We start from the raw sequence: 13,313 nt of genomic DNA on the forward strand, positions 1-13,313 counted from the left end.
GCACGACAGCAAGTCCCCTAGGAAAGGTGAACATCATGGCCCTCGCACTCCTCAGGCGCCGGCGGTCCAAAGCTGCCCTGGCCGAGGCGGCGGGCCTCTCCGTCCCCCTCCCCGAAGGCGCGGGCGCCGTGACCCGCGAGATCGTCGACCCGATGGGCTCGCCCATGGCGGGCGCGGACGTCACCGTCACCGCCCTGGACACCCACCGGGTCGCGGCCCGCGGCACGACCGACCCCTACGGCTACTTCGTGGCCGTACTGCCGCCCGGCCGCTACAGCCTGATGGCAGCGGCCGAGGGGCTCCAGCCGCACCGCGAGACGGTCGAGGTCGGGCCGAGCGGCGCGGCGCCCGCCGAGCGGGTCTGGCTCCAGCCGGCCCAGGCGCTCCAACTGCCCTCGCCCGGCGTCTGGTTGTTCGATCCGCCGCACACCGCGATCCGCTTCATCGCCAAGCACGTCGGCATGGCGCACGTCCACGGCCGCTTCGAGCGTTTCGAGGGCGGCATCCAGGTCGCGCAGGACATGTCCCAGTCCCGGGTCCAGGTCCGCATCGACGCCGCCAGCATCACGACGGGCAACACCACCCGCGACAACCACCTGCGCTCCGCCGACTTCCTCGACGTGGAACGCTTCCCCCACATCGACTTCGTCAGCAGCCGCTTCGCCTACCGGGGCGGCAGCAAGTGGACCCTGCAGGGCAGCCTGACCATGCACGGCGTGAGCCGCTCGGTGGCCCTCGACACGACCTACCTGGGCACGGTCAACGGCGGCTACGGCGAGGAACTGCGCTGCGCGGCCCTCGCGACGGCGGAGCTGCACCGGGAGGACTACACGCTGAACTGGCGCTCGATGCTGGCCCGGGGCATCGCGGTGGTCGGTCCCACGGTCCAGCTGGAACTGGACGTCCAGGCGATGTACCGCACCCACGACACGCCGACCCCGCCGGAGTAGACGGGACGGGCGGCCGGGCATTGTCAGACCCGGTCGGTACGGTCGGCCCATGAGAGCCGACGGAACATTCAGCGTGAAAGCGTTCGTCCCGACCGAGGTGACGCCCGAGCCCGCCGTGGCCACCGGGCTCCCGGTCGGTGTCGCGACGATCGAGAAGCACTTCGAGGGCGAGGTCTCCGGCCGCTCGGCGACCGTGTTCACCGCCGCGTACGACCAGGAGTCCGGCGTCGGCACCTATGTGGCCATGGAGTCCTTCGAGGGCTCGGTGCGCGACCGGTCCGGCGCCTTCAACTTCGCGCACTCGGCGACGACCTCCGGCAGCGACCGCACCGCGGAGTTCTTCACGATCGTCCCCTCCAGCGGCACCGGGGACCTGGCGGGGATCTCCGGCACCGGGGGCCTCACGGTCGACGCCGACGGCACCCACCGGATCTGGCTCGACTACGAGTTCGGCTGACGCCGGGCCGAGGGGCGAGCCGAGGAGGACGTTCTCGTTCTCCACGGAAATCTCACACGACCAAACCGAAACTTTATGTTTCAAGCGTTACGCTCGCCGTCATCCGAGTGCTCGGGGGAGCGGCTCGTCCGCCATGGCGCTCCCTCCCCCCACGGTTCAGGAGACTCGGCGTGAGTGACGGCGACGTAGTGGTGATCGGCGGCGGCTATGCGGGCGTCCGGCTGGCGAAACGGCTGGACACGACGGCCCGGGTCACCCTGGTGGACCGCAAGGAGGTCTTCTTCCACCGTATCTCCTCCCTGCGGGCGGGAGTTCGCAAGGAGTGGAGCGCGACCCCCTTCATCCCGTACGACCGCTTGCTGAGCCGCGGCCGGGTCGTCGTGGGCAAGGTGCTGCGCATCGACACCGCCGAGCGACAGGTCGTGCTGGCCGACGGCACGCGGCTGCCCTACGACGTGGTGGTGATCGCGACCGGCGCCGACTACCCGGAACCGGCCCGCTTCGCCGGGACCACCACCGAGGAGGCGATGAAGTCCTTCGCCGAGCACCAGCAGAAGATCGCCCTCGCGGAACACGCCCTCGTCGTCGGCGGCGGGCCCTCCGGTGTCGAACTCGCCGCCGAGATCCGGCTGGCCCGGCCGGACGCCCGGGTCACGCTCGCGCACTCCGGCCCCGCGCTGCTGAGCGGCACGGGCAGCGAACGGGCCGGCCGCAAGGCGCGCGGCTGGCTGGAGTCCCACGACGTGGAGGTACGGCTCGACTCCTTCATGTCCCCCGGCAACGACTTCGGCACCTACCGCGACGCCCGCGGCGACGTCATCACAGCGGACCTCTCCTTCTGGGCCACGGGCACCACTCCCAACACGCTCTGGCTGCGTCTGTGCGGACACGGCGACTGGCTGACCCCCTCCGGGCATGTCAAGGTCGACCGTTCGCTGCGGGTCGAGGGGCAGCTGGACGTCTTCGCGGTCGGCGACGTCAACGACGCCACCGAGCTCAAGATCACCCCGGCGGCGCTCGCCCAGGCCGACCTCGCCGCCTGGAACATCCGCGCGCACCTGCACAGTTCGGGCCGGCACCGCAAGGAGCCACGCCTGTACCGGCCCTTCCACCGCACCCCGCTGATCGTGCCCTTCGGGCCCGCCGACGGGGTGACCATGCTGCCGGTGCCGGGCGGCGAGACAGCGGTGCTGGGCAGCCGCACCAGCACCCTGGCCAAGGCGAAGACCCTCATGACGCCCTACATGAGGCGTCAACTCGGCTATACGGCGGCTTGATCGGGACCGCTCACGCGTGCAGGACGTGCTGCTGTGCGGGGTGGACCAGTCCTGACTCGTAGGCGAACACCACCGCCTGGACCCGCCCGCGGGCGCCGATCTTGGTCAGGATGTTGCTGACGTGGGACTTCACGGTGGTCGGGGCGATGCAGAGCCGGTCGGCGATCTCGGCGTTGGAGTCGCCGGAGGCGACCGCGGTGAGCACGTCGCGCTCGCGTCCGGTGAGGGTGTCCAGGCGGTTGCCCGGTGCGGAGTTCTCGACGGCGCGCCGGCTGCGCACGGCGTCGATGAGGGCGCGGGCCAGTCCGGGGGAGACGACGACGTCACCGGCGGCCACGACCCGGACGGCCGCGACCAGTTCGTCGGCGGTGGCGTCCTCGCGAAGGTGTCCGGCGGCCCCGGCGCGCAGGGCCCCGTACGGGTGGGCGTCGTCGCTCGTGGTGAGCAACAGGACGTGCGGTGCGTGCCCGTCCGGCGCGTGGACGAGGCGGCGGACGGTCTCCATGGTGTCCGTGCCGGTGTCGCGGCCGTCCAGCAGGACGATGTCCGGCCGGAGCAGGGCGCTCAGCCGGACCGCTTCCGGCCCGTGAGCCGCCTCGCCGACGACGGTCAGGTCGGGCTGGGACTCAAGGAGCATTCGGAGGCCGACACGCTGAAGTGACTGGCCGGTGGCGATGAGGACGCTGGTCATGGCGTGCGTGCTCCATCCTCGTCCAGCGGAGAAACATGCTGAACGAAACGGTTTCGTTCTCGTTGGGACCAGACTAGTCCCGGCGCTATCGAAACGGGAGCGTATCTGTCGTGGGGTGGGTCACATTCCCTTCGCGTTTCGGCCGCGCCAGCCGCTCTCCACCAGGCTCTGCGTGCCCAGCACCGAGATCAGCCGCAGCTTCTCGGCGGCTTCGGTGCCGGGCTCGGCCGAGTACACGAGGATGTGGAGGTCGTTCTCCTCCACCCGGAGCAGGTCGCAGTCCAGCGTGAGCATGCCGGCCTGCGGATGCTCGATCGTCTTGTGCGAGGTGGCGAGACGGCCCACCACCCCGGCGTCCCACAGCTCGGCGAATCTGTCGCTCCTGGTGCGCAACTCCGCGACGAGCAGAGCGAGCTGGCGGTCGGCGGGATAGCGGGCAGTGGTCGCGCGCAGTTCGGCGACCATGCCCGCCTCGAAGGCGAGCCGTTCCTCCTGGGTGTGCCGTACCCGGGTCGGCACGCCCGTGAAGTTGCGCCACACGCCGTTGCGTTCGAAGCCGTGCAGGACGGACTGATCACCCATCAGAGCCGCGTACATCGGGTTGGCCAGCAGCAGCGTCATGGCCGCGTCGGAGACCGCGACAGGAGTGTCGACCAGCCTGTCCAGCAGCCGCTGCACACTGGGCGTGATGAAGCCGGGCACGAGGTCGGGGCCCGGCGGCACCAGTCCCGCGAGACCGTAGAGGTACGTCCGCTCGTCCCCCGAGAGCCGCAACGCCCGGGCCAGCGCCTCGACGACCTGCCCGGACGGGTTGGCCGCGCGCCCCTGTTCGAGCCGGGTGATGTAGTCGGCCGAGATACCGGCCAGCAGGGCCAGCTCCTCGCGCCGCAACCCCGCCGCGCGCCGATGGCCCCCCAACGGGAGTCCGGCCGCGTCCGGGGGGACCCGGTCGCGCCAGCGTCGCAGCGCCTGCCCCAGTTCTGTTGCCGCCATGCTCCTCAGTCAACACCGTGGGCCGCGGATGTGCCTGGTACCCCCAGTCCCAGGAAGAAGGGTCTTCTGGCTGCCCCCGCCACACCACAGCAATCTGGGTGGCATGACGACAACACTCATCACCGGAGCGAACAAGGGCCTCGGCTTCGAGACCGCCCGTCGGCTCGTCGAAGCCGGCCACACCGTCTACGTCGGCGCCCGTGACGCCGGCCGCGGCCGCCGCGCCGCCGATGAACTCGGCGCGCGGTTCGTGCGGCTCGACGTCACGGACGACGCCTCCGTCGAGGCCGCGGCCAAGACCCTGGAGGCCGCGGGCGGCCTGGACGTCCTGATCAACAACGCGGGTATCGAGACACGGACCGAGGACAACAGCGTGCCGGTCGCGGCGACCGTGACCGCCGACCGGATGCGCACCACCTTCGAGACGAACGTCTTCGGTGTCGTCCGCGTCCTGCACGCCTTCCTGCCGCTGCTCCAGCGCTCGGCCGCCCCCGTGGTGGTCAACGTCAGCAGCGGTTTGGCCTCGCTGACCCACCTCTCCGACCCGGACCACCCCGCGCACTTCTACCCGGGCATCGCCTACCCGACGTCCAAGACCGCGGTCAACATGCTCACCGTGCAGTTCGCGAAGGCCTTCCCGGCCATGCGGATCAACTCCGTGGAGCCGGGTTTCACCAAGACCGACCTGAACGGCAACACGGGCACGCAGACCGTGGCGGAGGGCGCCGAGATCATCGTCCGCATGGCACAGGTCGCCCAGGACGGCCCGACCGGAGGCTACTTCGACGCCAAGGGCCGGCTGCCCTGGTGACTGCGGGGCTCAGACGACCCCGTCGGCACGCAGCGTCGCGATGTCGTCGCCGGTACGGCCGAGCTCCGTGAGGATCGCATCGGTGTGCTCGCCCACCCCCGGGACCGGATCCATGCGGGCGGGCAGTCCCGCGAGGTCGGCCGGGGGCAGCAACGCCTCCACCGTGGCCCCGCCGGGGACGGCGACCTCGTGCCAGCGGCCGCGGGCCGCCAGGACGGGGTGGTCGAGGAACGCGGCGACGTCATTGACCCCGGCGCAGGCGATGCCGATGCCCTCCAGGTCCTTCAGGACTCGCGCGGCGTCGGAGCGCGCGATCCGCTCGGCGACCACCGCGTTGAGTTCCTCGCGGTGAGCGACCCGGGCCGAGCCGGTGGCGAAGCGCGGATCCTCGGCCAGCTCGGGCCGCCGCAGGAAATCGGCGCACAAGGCGATCCACTCGCGTTCGTTCTGGATGGAGAAGAGCACGTCGTGGCCGTCGGCGGCAGTGAAGGCGCCGTACGGGGCGATGGTGGCGTGCTGGGTGCCCAGACGCGGCGGCTGACTGCCTCCGTAGCGGGTGTAATTGGCCGGCTGGCTCATCCACTCGGCCAGTGCCTCGAACAGGGACACCTCCACCGCGTGGGCCTTGCCGGTGGTGGCGCGGGTGTACAGGGCGGTCAGGATGCCGCTGTAGGCGTACATCCCGGCCGCGATGTCGGCGACGGAGATCCCGACCCGCGCGGTCTCCTCGGCGGTCCCGGTCAGCGACACCAGGCCCGTCTGACACTGCACCAGCAGGTCGTACGACTTGCGGTCGGCCCACGGCCCGTCCGTGCCGTACCCGGAGATCGTGCACGGGATCAGCCGCGGCCGGCGCTCGGCGAGGACGTCCACGCCCAGGCCCAGCCGGTCGGCCGCGCCCGGAGCCAGGTTCTGGACGAACACGTCGGCGCCGTCGAGGAGCTGGTTCAGGATCTCCAGGCCGCGTGGGTCCTTCAGATCCAGGGTGAGCGACTCCTTGGACCGGTTGAGCCACACGAAGTAGCTGGAGTGGCCGTGCACGGTCGTGTCGTAGCGGCGGGCGAAGTCGCCGTCGCCCGGCCGTTCCACCTTGATCACCCGGGCACCGAGGTCGGCGAGCTGACGGGTCGCGTAGGGCGCGGCCACGGCCTGCTCCAGGCTGACCACCGTGACTCCGGACAGGGGGAACTGCGGCAGACTCATGCGGCCCTTTCTACGGTCGCGCCCGAGGGGGCGTCAACGACTGCCACAGCCCCGTGACCTGTGCCGTTCACCACCTCAGGCCGGTCGGCGAGGTCGCCCGCGCCCCTTCGCACGGCCCTCTCGGCGCGCCGCTCAGTTCCGGCGGCCGTGGGCGAGGCGGTCACCCCGATGAACGGGGACTGACTCAGGCAGGCACGCCGTGGGCTTCCAAAGCCCTTACCAGGGGGGCGAGTTCGGGGTGGGTGGCGGCTTGGTCGAGGGCTTCTCGGAGGGCCTTCTCGTTGGTGGGGCGGGCTTGGGCGAGGAGGGTGCGGCCGGTGTCGGTGACGTCGGTGTAGATGCCGCGGCGGTCGGTGGGGCAGAGGTAGCGGGCGAGCAGGCCGCGGTCCTCGAGGCGGGTGACCAGGCGGGTGGTGGCGCTCTGGCTGAGGACGACGGCGTCGGCGACCTGTTTCATCTGCAGGTGTCCGCCCTCGCCGTCATGCTGGCGGCCCAGGACGTCGAGCAGGGAGTACTCGCGCACGCTGAGGTCGTGGGCGGACTGCAGGGCCTTCTCGATGTGTGCCTCGATCCGTCCGTGCAGCAGGGAGAGCGCGCACCAGCCCTGGGCGAGGGCGGTGAGCGAGGGGTCTGTGGCGGTCATGGGGCCTGCTTCCTCCGTCCCGATACGGATACCCCCAGGATATTGCATCCCTGAAACTTTCAGCGTCTGCTTCTATAGTGCGCGCGCAACTATCGGGGCCCGCGTCCGTACTCGTGTCCGCACCTGCGCGCGCGGCCCGCGTGCCCACGCCCCACCCGCCACCGCAGAGAGCGACCGACTCCGATGACGACCCGGCCCTCCACCACGACCCTCTGGCGCCCGACCGGCCCCAAGGAGCTGGACCTGGTCCGCGAGCTCGACTGGCGCGCCTGGCCGCCGAGGCTGCCCGAGCAGCCGATCTTCTACCCCGTCCTCGACGAGGACTACGCGATCAAGATCGCCAGGGACTGGAACGTCAAGCACGACGGCGCCGGCTTCGTGACCCGCTTCGAGGTCGAGACGGACTTCCTGAGCCGCTATCCCGTCCAGCAGGCGGGCGGCCGCACGATCCTCGAACTGTGGGTCCCGGCCGAGGAGCTTGACGACTTCAACGCGCACATCGTCGGCCGGATCGACGTCGTGCACGAGTTCCGGTGAGCCGGTGAGCCTGTGAGTCGCCGCTACAGCCGTGCCAAGTTCCGCATCACCAGGGCCAGTTGCAGCCGCAGTCGCCCCTGAGGTGTGCGCAGCGGCCAGCCCAGGAGATGTTCCGCGTGGGACAGCCGGTCCTGGAGTGTGGAGTGGTGGACGTTGATCTCTGCGGCAGCCGCCCGCAGGCTCACCGTCGAGACCACGGCGTGCAGCGTGGCGAGCAGCCAGGGTGTGCTCGACCCCGCCGCCGCCAGTGCCCGGACGTCGGGCGGCGGCTCCGCGCCCGGTACGACGAGGTCGGCCAGCAGCGCGACGCCGCCCAGTTCGTCGGCGTACACGACCTTCGGGCCGGGATCCTGAGTCGTGCCCTGTGCGGTGAACCGTAGCGCGGTGCGGGCGTGTGCCCAGGACCGCGGCAGATCGAGCACGGGCACGGCGGGGCCCACTCCGACCCGCCCGGCGGGCAGTTCGGCGTCCGTCCGCCCGGCCACGATCCGGGGCCGCCCGTCGAGCGGGGCCAGCGCACGCGCGGGCGCCGCGGGGTCCAGTCCGAGCCCCCGTACGGCGTGCAGCCGGGCGGCCTCGGGAGCGGCGGCATCCAGCACGGTCTCGACCAGCGCGGGATCATCGGCGGGCGCGCGTCCCCGCGTACGGTCCAGAACGATCCGTACGGCTCCCGCGGCCCGCTCGAGGATCACCGCGTCGACGACACTGGGCGCCGCCCCGGCCCGCTCCAGCCACAGCACGGCGGCACCACCGGGGGTGAGCGCGGCGGAGGGCCAGCCGGGGTCGGGCGGCGCCCCGGAGTCCCGGCGCGTTCCGTCGGTCTCGACCCGTACCTGCACCCGCCGCTCGGCATCGACCAGCCGCGCGGGCACCCCGGCCAGCACGGCGGCTCCCCGCACCAGAGTCTCCAGCCCGGCACGGGACTCGGACAGCCGATCGAAGTAGGCGATCACCCGAACCGCGGCTCCGGCATCCGGATCCAGGGCGGTCAGCCGCCCGGCCAGCTCTCTCATATGCCCATGGTGCGGCATAGCTTCCTCGCGGCCCACACCGAGACGGTCCGGCTTGGCGCGCTGGTGACCGGAGTGACGTACCGCCATCCCGGCCTGCTCGCCAAGATCGCGACCACGCTGGACGTGCTCTCCGGCGGCCGGGCCGCCCTCGGTATCGGGGCCGCCTGGTACGACCGTGAGCACGAAGGGCTCGGCGTGCCGTTCCCGCCCCTCGCCGAGCGCTTCGAGCGGCTGGAGGAGACCCTGCGGATCTGCCTCCAGATGTGGGACCCGGCGGCCAACGGCCCCTTCGAGGGCACCCACTACCGGCTCGCCGAGACCCTGTGCGTACCGGCCCCGGTCAGCAGCCCGCACCCCGAGATCATGATCGGCGGCAGCGGTGAGAAGAAGACGCTCCGACTGGTCGCCCGCTACGCCGGCGCCTGCAACCTCTTCGCCACCTCGCCCGAGGAGGTCACGCACAAGCTCGACGTGCTGCGCCGCCACTGCGACACCGAGGGGCGGGACTACGACGAGATCCGCAAGACCATGACCTACTCGGTCGATGATGCCGACGGCGGCGACGTGGACGCCTTCACCCAGGACATCACCGGCTACACCAAACTCGGCATCGACACGGTCATCCTCGCCCCGCGCACCGGCGCCCCCGCCCAGTGGATCGAACGCTTCACGGCACCCGCCGTACGGCGGCTCGCGGAGCTGGACTGATCCGCCCGACAGGCCTTGGTTTAGGCCCTGTCGTTTGGATCAGCCCGCCGTCACGGGGTCTGGCACGCGCTCCCCCAGAGGGGGTGCCCCCAGCCGCGTTGTCGTCGGTCGCCGACTCCCCCACTCTCGACTTCGCTCGAGCGGAGACCCCCATCGCGTCGACTCCCTCCTCCGCCTGGCAGCCGCACGCACCAGACCCGGCTCGGGTCGGCCGGAAGGCACCGCACCTCACAGCCGACCTGATCCAAACGACAGGGCCTAACCCGCCCGTGCTGCGGAGGGCCGGCTGCGGGAGACGACGCGCGTGCCGCAGCCGTCGCTCACGCGGACCTGCAACGAGCCGCACGCGCAGCGGGTCCACACCGTCCCGCCCGCCGCCGTGCCGTGCCGGGACACCACCTGGAAGGGTTCGGCGCCGTCCGGCCAGCCGCAGTGCGGGCAGACGGCGCGGGTCGTGCTGGTCATGGTGACTCCCTCGTACCTCGTGGCTGTGTACGGCCGTCGCGACACAATCCAGGATGCGGCGGAGTCTTCGTACACGTCCAGGTTGACTTCCCGGACCCGACCTTGAAGCGTGGGCTTCATGATTGACCTGCGCCGGCTCCACGTCCTGAGGGCGGTCGCCCACTACGGCACGGTCACCGCGGCCGCCCGCGCCCTGCACTTCACCCCGTCCGCCGCGTCCCAGCAGATCCGCCAGCTCGCCCGCGACCTGGACGTCGACCTGCTCGAACCCCAGGGCCGCGGGGTCCGGCTCACCCCGGCCGCCGAGAGCCTGCTCGCGCACGCCGACGCCATCCAGGCGCGGTGGGAACGGGCCGAACTCGATCTGCGCGCCGACCACGGCGAGCCCGCGGGTCCGCTGCGGGCGGGCGGTCTGTCCGTGGCCGTGTCGGCCCTGCTCGCCCCGATGGCGGCCCGGCTGCGCGAACGGCACCGCCGGCTGACCGTCAGCATCCAGGAAACGGGCGTGCCGGACAGCTTCGACCTGCTCTTCGAGGGGGACATCGATCTGGCGGTGGTGGAGGCGACTCCGCACAACCCGCCCCTGAGCGACACCCGTTACGACCAACAGCCGCTGCTGGACGACCCGTTCGACCTGGTCGTACCCGCGGACCATCCGCTGGCCGACCGCGACCGCGTGGATCTCGCGGACGCGGCCCGCGAGGACTGGATCGCACCCTTCGCGGACAGCCCCTGCCGCACGCACGTCATGTCGGCCTGCGGCGCGGCCGGCTTCACCCCGAGCGTGGTCCACCACGCCCGGGACTGGAACGTCACCGCTCACCTGGTCGCCCACCGCCTGGGCGTGGCCCTGATCCCGCGCCTGGCCCACCTCACCCCGAACCTGCCGATCACGAGGGTCCGCTGCGCGGGCGACCCCCACCGAAGGCTCCTGACCTGCACCCGGCGCGGCGGCCACGAACGCCCCGCGGTCGCCGTCGCACTCGATGTCCTACGGGACCTGGCCCCCACGGCGGTGGCTTGAGACGACCAGCCCTTACCGCCCCGCGGACAGCACACGGCAGGGGCCGGAGTGCGAACACTCCGGCCCCTGCCGGGAAAACCTGTTCACGCGCCGCAGGTTCAGGCCGCGGCGACCTCACCCGTGTTGCTGTGCAGCTGAGCGACGACCTCGGTCAGCTGCGCGGCGACCTCGGCGTCGTCCGCCGGGTGGGTCTCGGCGAAACGGACCACGGAACCCGGGATGGACAGCTTGACGTCCTCGAGCACCTTGCCGCCGGCGATGCCCACGGCCTTGCGGGTCTCGTCCTGCGCCCACACGCCGCCGAACTGACCGAAGGCGGTACCGACCACGGCGACCGGCTTGCCGCCGAAACCGCTGGCGCCGTACGGACGCGACAGCCAGTCGATGGCGTTCTTCAGGACGGCGGGGATGGTGCCGTTGTACTCGGGGGAGAAGAGCAGGAACGCGTCGGAGGCCTGGGCGGCCTCGCGCAGCTTGGCGGCGGCCGCGGGGACGTTGCCCTCGACGTCGATGTCCTCGTTGTAGAAGGGGATCTCGGCCAGGCCTTCGTAGAGCACGACCTCCGCGCCCTCGGGGGCGTGCTTGACGGCCGCCTCGGCGAGCTGACGGTTGTGCGAACCGGCGCGAAGGGATCCGACGAGCGCCAGGATGCGAACAGACATGCGTAACTCCAAGGGGGGCTGAAACACGGCGGTAACGTTCCGGACCGGGGTCCGGTTACGTTTCTAGCATCTTAAACGGACCAGGGTCCAGTTTTCTTCCCGATGCTTTACGCTGGGTTCATGTCCGCGACCCTGCCGCCGTTCCCGAAGCCTCAGGAGCCCTTCGGCGCGCCCCGACTGCTGGACGTCGGTTCCGCGCCCGACGAGCCCTGCCTTCGTGCCGACGCGGCCCGCAACCGTGCCCGTCTGCTGGAGGCCGCGACCCGGCTGATCGCGGAGCACGGTGTGGCGGGAGTCACCATGGAGGCGGTGGCCACCGCGGCCGGCGTCGGCAAGGGCACCGTCTTCCGCCGCTTCGGCGACCGCACCGGACTGCTCATGGCCCTGCTGGACCACTCCGCGCACACGCTCCAGGCGGACTTCCTCGGCGGGCCGCCGCCCCTGGGTCCCGGCGCCCCCGCGGTGGACCGGCTGCGGGCGCTCGGCGTGGCCGTGCTGTATCGCTCCGCCGAACAGCTGGACCTGCTGCTGGCCGCGCAGGCGGAGCCGACCCGCCGCCACTCCCACCCGTCGACCCGGGCGCTGCACATGCACACCACCATGCTGCTGCGCCAGATCCTCCCGGACGCCGACTGCGACCTGCTGGCCCAGACGCTGATGGGGTATCTCGACCCGGCCCTCATCCACCACCTCACCCGGCAGCGCGGAATGCCGTTGGAGCGCCTGGAAGCCGGCTGGAACGACCTCGTCACCCGGGTGACCGGCGCCGACGTGCCGCGCTGAGCGACGCGTCAACCCCCGATGTGGGAACCGTCACAGCTTCTGCAAAGATGACGATCGTCATGGTGCAGATACAGAACACGTCCGCGTCCTCGGTCACGCGCCCGGTTCCCACGAGCGCCGATGTGGCCCGCGTGGCCGGCGTCTCGCGTGCGACCGTCTCCTACGTCCTCAACAACACCAGCGCCGTCCGGATCAGCGAGCCCACGCGCCGCCGTGTCCACGAGGCCGCCAAGGAACTCGGGTACGTCCCGCACGCGGCCGCCCGCAGCCTGCGCGCCGGCCACAGCCGGATGGTCCTGATGCCCGCCCCGTCCATCCCGGTGGGCCCGCTCTACAGCCAGTTCATCAGTGAACTCCAGTGGGCCCTGGGCCGGTTGGACTACACGGTCGTCCAGTACGGCAGTGTCGGCCTCCAGGGCGACGAGGCGGCCCGCGCCTGGGCCGAGCTGCGCCCGGTCGCCGTCCTGGTGCCCGGCGTGGAACTCGGCCCGCAGGGCGTGGCCCTGCTCCGGCGCTCCGGCGCCCGGGCCGTGGTCACCGTTGCCCCCGAGGCGGTCGAGGGGGCCCACGCCCTGCTCATGGACCACTCGGGCGTCGGCCACAGTGCCGCCGCCCACCTGTACGCCCGCGGCCGGCGCCGGATCGGTGTCGTGGTGCCCGAGGAGTCCGGCCTGGAGGCCTTCTCGCTGCCCCGCCTCGCCGGTGTGCGCCGTGCTCTCCAGGGCACGGACGCCACGCTGACCGAGCTGCCCCTCGCCTACGAGGAGCAGGCCGCGGCCAAGCTCGCCGTGCGCTGGCGGGACCTCGGCCTCGACGCCGTGTTCGCGTACAACGACGAATACGCGATGCTGTTAATGCGCGCCCTCCAGGACGAGGGTGTGCGCATCCCGGAGGACACGGCGGTGATCGGTGCCGACGACCTGCTCCTCGGCCGGCTGCTGCGGCCCAGGCTGAGCACGGTCCACATCGAGCTCCCGTCCGGCCGTGACCTCGCCGAACTGGTCGACCGCGCGGTGCGCGAACCGGGCGCCGCGACCGAGACGCACACGGTGCTGGGGGCCACGGTGGTGCACCGCGACTCCAGCTGACGCAGGGA

Annotated in this window: 16 protein-coding genes; 9 read left to right on the forward strand and 7 right to left on the reverse strand. The window is 71.7% G+C overall.

The window, feature by feature from the left end; translation table 11 throughout:
* Positions 1 to 35 precede the first annotated feature (35 nt).
* The 3 genes from H293_RS0106135 to H293_RS0106145 all read left to right on the forward strand — a co-directional run bounded on the left by H293_RS0106135 (position 36) and on the right by H293_RS0106145 (position 2,684).
* Positions 36 to 950, forward strand: coding sequence for a YceI family protein (locus H293_RS0106135; RefSeq protein ID WP_028807595.1), 915 nt, complete (start codon positions 36 to 38; stop codon positions 948 to 950).
* 49 nt (positions 951 to 999) lie between these two features.
* A complete protein-coding gene (locus H293_RS0106140) occupies positions 1,000 to 1,407 on the forward strand; it encodes a DUF3224 domain-containing protein (protein WP_028807596.1) in 408 nt (135 codons plus the stop codon).
* Positions 1,408 to 1,577: 170 nt separating this feature from the next.
* Complete coding sequence (locus H293_RS0106145; RefSeq protein ID WP_020117005.1) at positions 1,578 to 2,684, forward strand: NAD(P)/FAD-dependent oxidoreductase; 1,107 nt, start codon at positions 1,578 to 1,580, stop codon at positions 2,682 to 2,684.
* Positions 2,685 to 2,694: 10 nt separating this feature from the next.
* On the opposite strand, the gene H293_RS0106150 is transcribed toward H293_RS0106145, so the two are convergent.
* On the reverse strand, positions 2,695 to 3,375 hold the full coding sequence (locus H293_RS0106150) for a LuxR C-terminal-related transcriptional regulator (RefSeq protein WP_020117006.1): 681 nt from the start codon (positions 3,373 to 3,375) through the stop codon (positions 2,695 to 2,697).
* 120 nt (positions 3,376 to 3,495) lie between these two features.
* Entirely contained in the window at positions 3,496 to 4,368 is an 873-nt protein-coding gene (locus H293_RS0106155) for a helix-turn-helix transcriptional regulator (RefSeq protein ID WP_028807597.1), read from the reverse strand.
* Between the two features lie 103 nt (positions 4,369 to 4,471).
* Between H293_RS0106155 and H293_RS0106160 the strand changes: the two genes are divergently transcribed.
* Positions 4,472 to 5,179: an SDR family NAD(P)-dependent oxidoreductase gene (locus H293_RS0106160; RefSeq protein ID WP_020117008.1), complete on the forward strand. Its 708-nt coding sequence runs from the start codon at positions 4,472 to 4,474 to the stop codon at positions 5,177 to 5,179.
* Between the two features lie 9 nt (positions 5,180 to 5,188).
* Here the strand turns inward: H293_RS0106160 and H293_RS0106165 are convergent, their stop codons facing one another.
* Positions 5,189 to 6,382, reverse strand: coding sequence for a CaiB/BaiF CoA transferase family protein (locus tag H293_RS0106165; protein WP_020117009.1), 1,194 nt, complete (start codon positions 6,380 to 6,382; stop codon positions 5,189 to 5,191).
* 184 nt (positions 6,383 to 6,566) lie between these two features.
* Positions 6,567 to 7,025 (reverse strand): MarR family winged helix-turn-helix transcriptional regulator, encoded by a 459-nt coding sequence (locus tag H293_RS0106170; RefSeq protein ID WP_020117010.1) that lies wholly within the window; start codon positions 7,023 to 7,025, stop codon positions 6,567 to 6,569.
* 183 nt (positions 7,026 to 7,208) lie between these two features.
* On the opposite strand from H293_RS0106170, the gene H293_RS0106175 reads away from it, so the two are divergent.
* Entirely contained in the window at positions 7,209 to 7,562 is a 354-nt protein-coding gene (locus tag H293_RS0106175) for a hypothetical protein (protein ID WP_020117011.1), read from the forward strand.
* A 23-nt stretch (positions 7,563 to 7,585) separates the two neighbouring features.
* On the opposite strand, the gene H293_RS0106180 is transcribed toward H293_RS0106175, so the two are convergent.
* A complete protein-coding gene (locus H293_RS0106180) occupies positions 7,586 to 8,575 on the reverse strand; it encodes a helix-turn-helix domain-containing protein (RefSeq protein WP_020117012.1) in 990 nt (329 codons plus the stop codon).
* On the opposite strand from H293_RS0106180, the gene H293_RS0106185 reads away from it, so the two are divergent.
* Entirely contained in the window at positions 8,576 to 9,283 is a 708-nt protein-coding gene (locus tag H293_RS0106185) for a TIGR03560 family F420-dependent LLM class oxidoreductase (RefSeq protein ID WP_020117013.1), read from the forward strand. It abuts the gene before it with no gap.
* Positions 9,284 to 9,541: 258 nt separating this feature from the next.
* Here the strand turns inward: H293_RS0106185 and H293_RS0106190 are convergent, their stop codons facing one another.
* Positions 9,542 to 9,748 carry a hypothetical protein gene (locus tag H293_RS0106190; RefSeq protein WP_020117014.1) on the reverse strand — a complete coding sequence of 69 codons (207 nt, stop codon included), beginning with the start codon at positions 9,746 to 9,748 and terminating at the stop codon, positions 9,542 to 9,544.
* A 118-nt stretch (positions 9,749 to 9,866) separates the two neighbouring features.
* On the opposite strand from H293_RS0106190, the gene H293_RS0106195 reads away from it, so the two are divergent.
* Entirely contained in the window at positions 9,867 to 10,772 is a 906-nt protein-coding gene (locus H293_RS0106195) for a LysR family transcriptional regulator (protein WP_033415242.1), read from the forward strand.
* 98 nt (positions 10,773 to 10,870) lie between these two features.
* On the opposite strand, the gene H293_RS0106200 is transcribed toward H293_RS0106195, so the two are convergent.
* Complete coding sequence (locus H293_RS0106200) at positions 10,871 to 11,434, reverse strand: NAD(P)H-dependent oxidoreductase (RefSeq protein WP_020117016.1); 564 nt, start codon at positions 11,432 to 11,434, stop codon at positions 10,871 to 10,873.
* 102 nt (positions 11,435 to 11,536) lie between these two features.
* Between H293_RS0106200 and H293_RS0106205 the strand changes: the two genes are divergently transcribed.
* Positions 11,537 to 12,217 carry a TetR/AcrR family transcriptional regulator gene (locus tag H293_RS0106205; protein WP_020117017.1) on the forward strand — a complete coding sequence of 227 codons (681 nt, stop codon included), beginning with the start codon at positions 11,537 to 11,539 and terminating at the stop codon, positions 12,215 to 12,217.
* Positions 12,218 to 12,276: 59 nt separating this feature from the next.
* A complete protein-coding gene (locus H293_RS0106210; RefSeq protein ID WP_028807598.1) occupies positions 12,277 to 13,305 on the forward strand; it encodes a LacI family DNA-binding transcriptional regulator in 1,029 nt (342 codons plus the stop codon).
* The last annotated feature ends 8 nt before the right edge of the window (positions 13,306 to 13,313 follow it).

The sequence above is a fragment of the Streptomyces canus 299MFChir4.1 genome, from assembly GCF_000383615.1.
Lineage (GTDB): Bacteria > Actinomycetota > Actinomycetes > Streptomycetales > Streptomycetaceae > Streptomyces > Streptomyces canus_C.

Coding starts and splice junctions, on each gene's coding strand:
- H293_RS0106155 (WP_028807597.1), bottom strand. CDS start 4,368: ATGGCGGCAACAGAACTGGGGCAGGCGCTGCGACGCTGGCGCGACCGG.
- H293_RS0106160 (WP_020117008.1), top strand. CDS start 4,472: ATGACGACAACACTCATCACCGGAGCGAACAAGGGCCTCGGCTTCGAG.
- H293_RS0106195 (WP_033415242.1), top strand. CDS start 9,867: ATGATTGACCTGCGCCGGCTCCACGTCCTGAGGGCGGTCGCCCACTAC.
- H293_RS0106205 (WP_020117017.1), top strand. CDS start 11,537: ATGCTTTACGCTGGGTTCATGTCCGCGACCCTGCCGCCGTTCCCGAAG.
- H293_RS0106180 (WP_020117012.1), bottom strand. CDS start 8,575: ATGAGAGAGCTGGCCGGGCGGCTGACCGCCCTGGATCCGGATGCCGGA.
- H293_RS0106140 (WP_028807596.1), top strand. CDS start 1,000: ATGAGAGCCGACGGAACATTCAGCGTGAAAGCGTTCGTCCCGACCGAG.
- H293_RS0106210 (WP_028807598.1), top strand. CDS start 12,277: ATGGTGCAGATACAGAACACGTCCGCGTCCTCGGTCACGCGCCCGGTT.
- H293_RS0106185 (WP_020117013.1), top strand. CDS start 8,576: ATGCCCATGGTGCGGCATAGCTTCCTCGCGGCCCACACCGAGACGGTC.
- H293_RS0106175 (WP_020117011.1), top strand. CDS start 7,209: ATGACGACCCGGCCCTCCACCACGACCCTCTGGCGCCCGACCGGCCCC.
- H293_RS0106135 (WP_028807595.1), top strand. CDS start 36: ATGGCCCTCGCACTCCTCAGGCGCCGGCGGTCCAAAGCTGCCCTGGCC.
- H293_RS0106150 (WP_020117006.1), bottom strand. CDS start 3,375: ATGACCAGCGTCCTCATCGCCACCGGCCAGTCACTTCAGCGTGTCGGC.
- H293_RS0106170 (WP_020117010.1), bottom strand. CDS start 7,025: ATGACCGCCACAGACCCCTCGCTCACCGCCCTCGCCCAGGGCTGGTGC.
- H293_RS0106190 (WP_020117014.1), bottom strand. CDS start 9,748: ATGACCAGCACGACCCGCGCCGTCTGCCCGCACTGCGGCTGGCCGGAC.
- H293_RS0106200 (WP_020117016.1), bottom strand. CDS start 11,434: ATGTCTGTTCGCATCCTGGCGCTCGTCGGATCCCTTCGCGCCGGTTCG.
- H293_RS0106165 (WP_020117009.1), bottom strand. CDS start 6,382: ATGAGTCTGCCGCAGTTCCCCCTGTCCGGAGTCACGGTGGTCAGCCTG.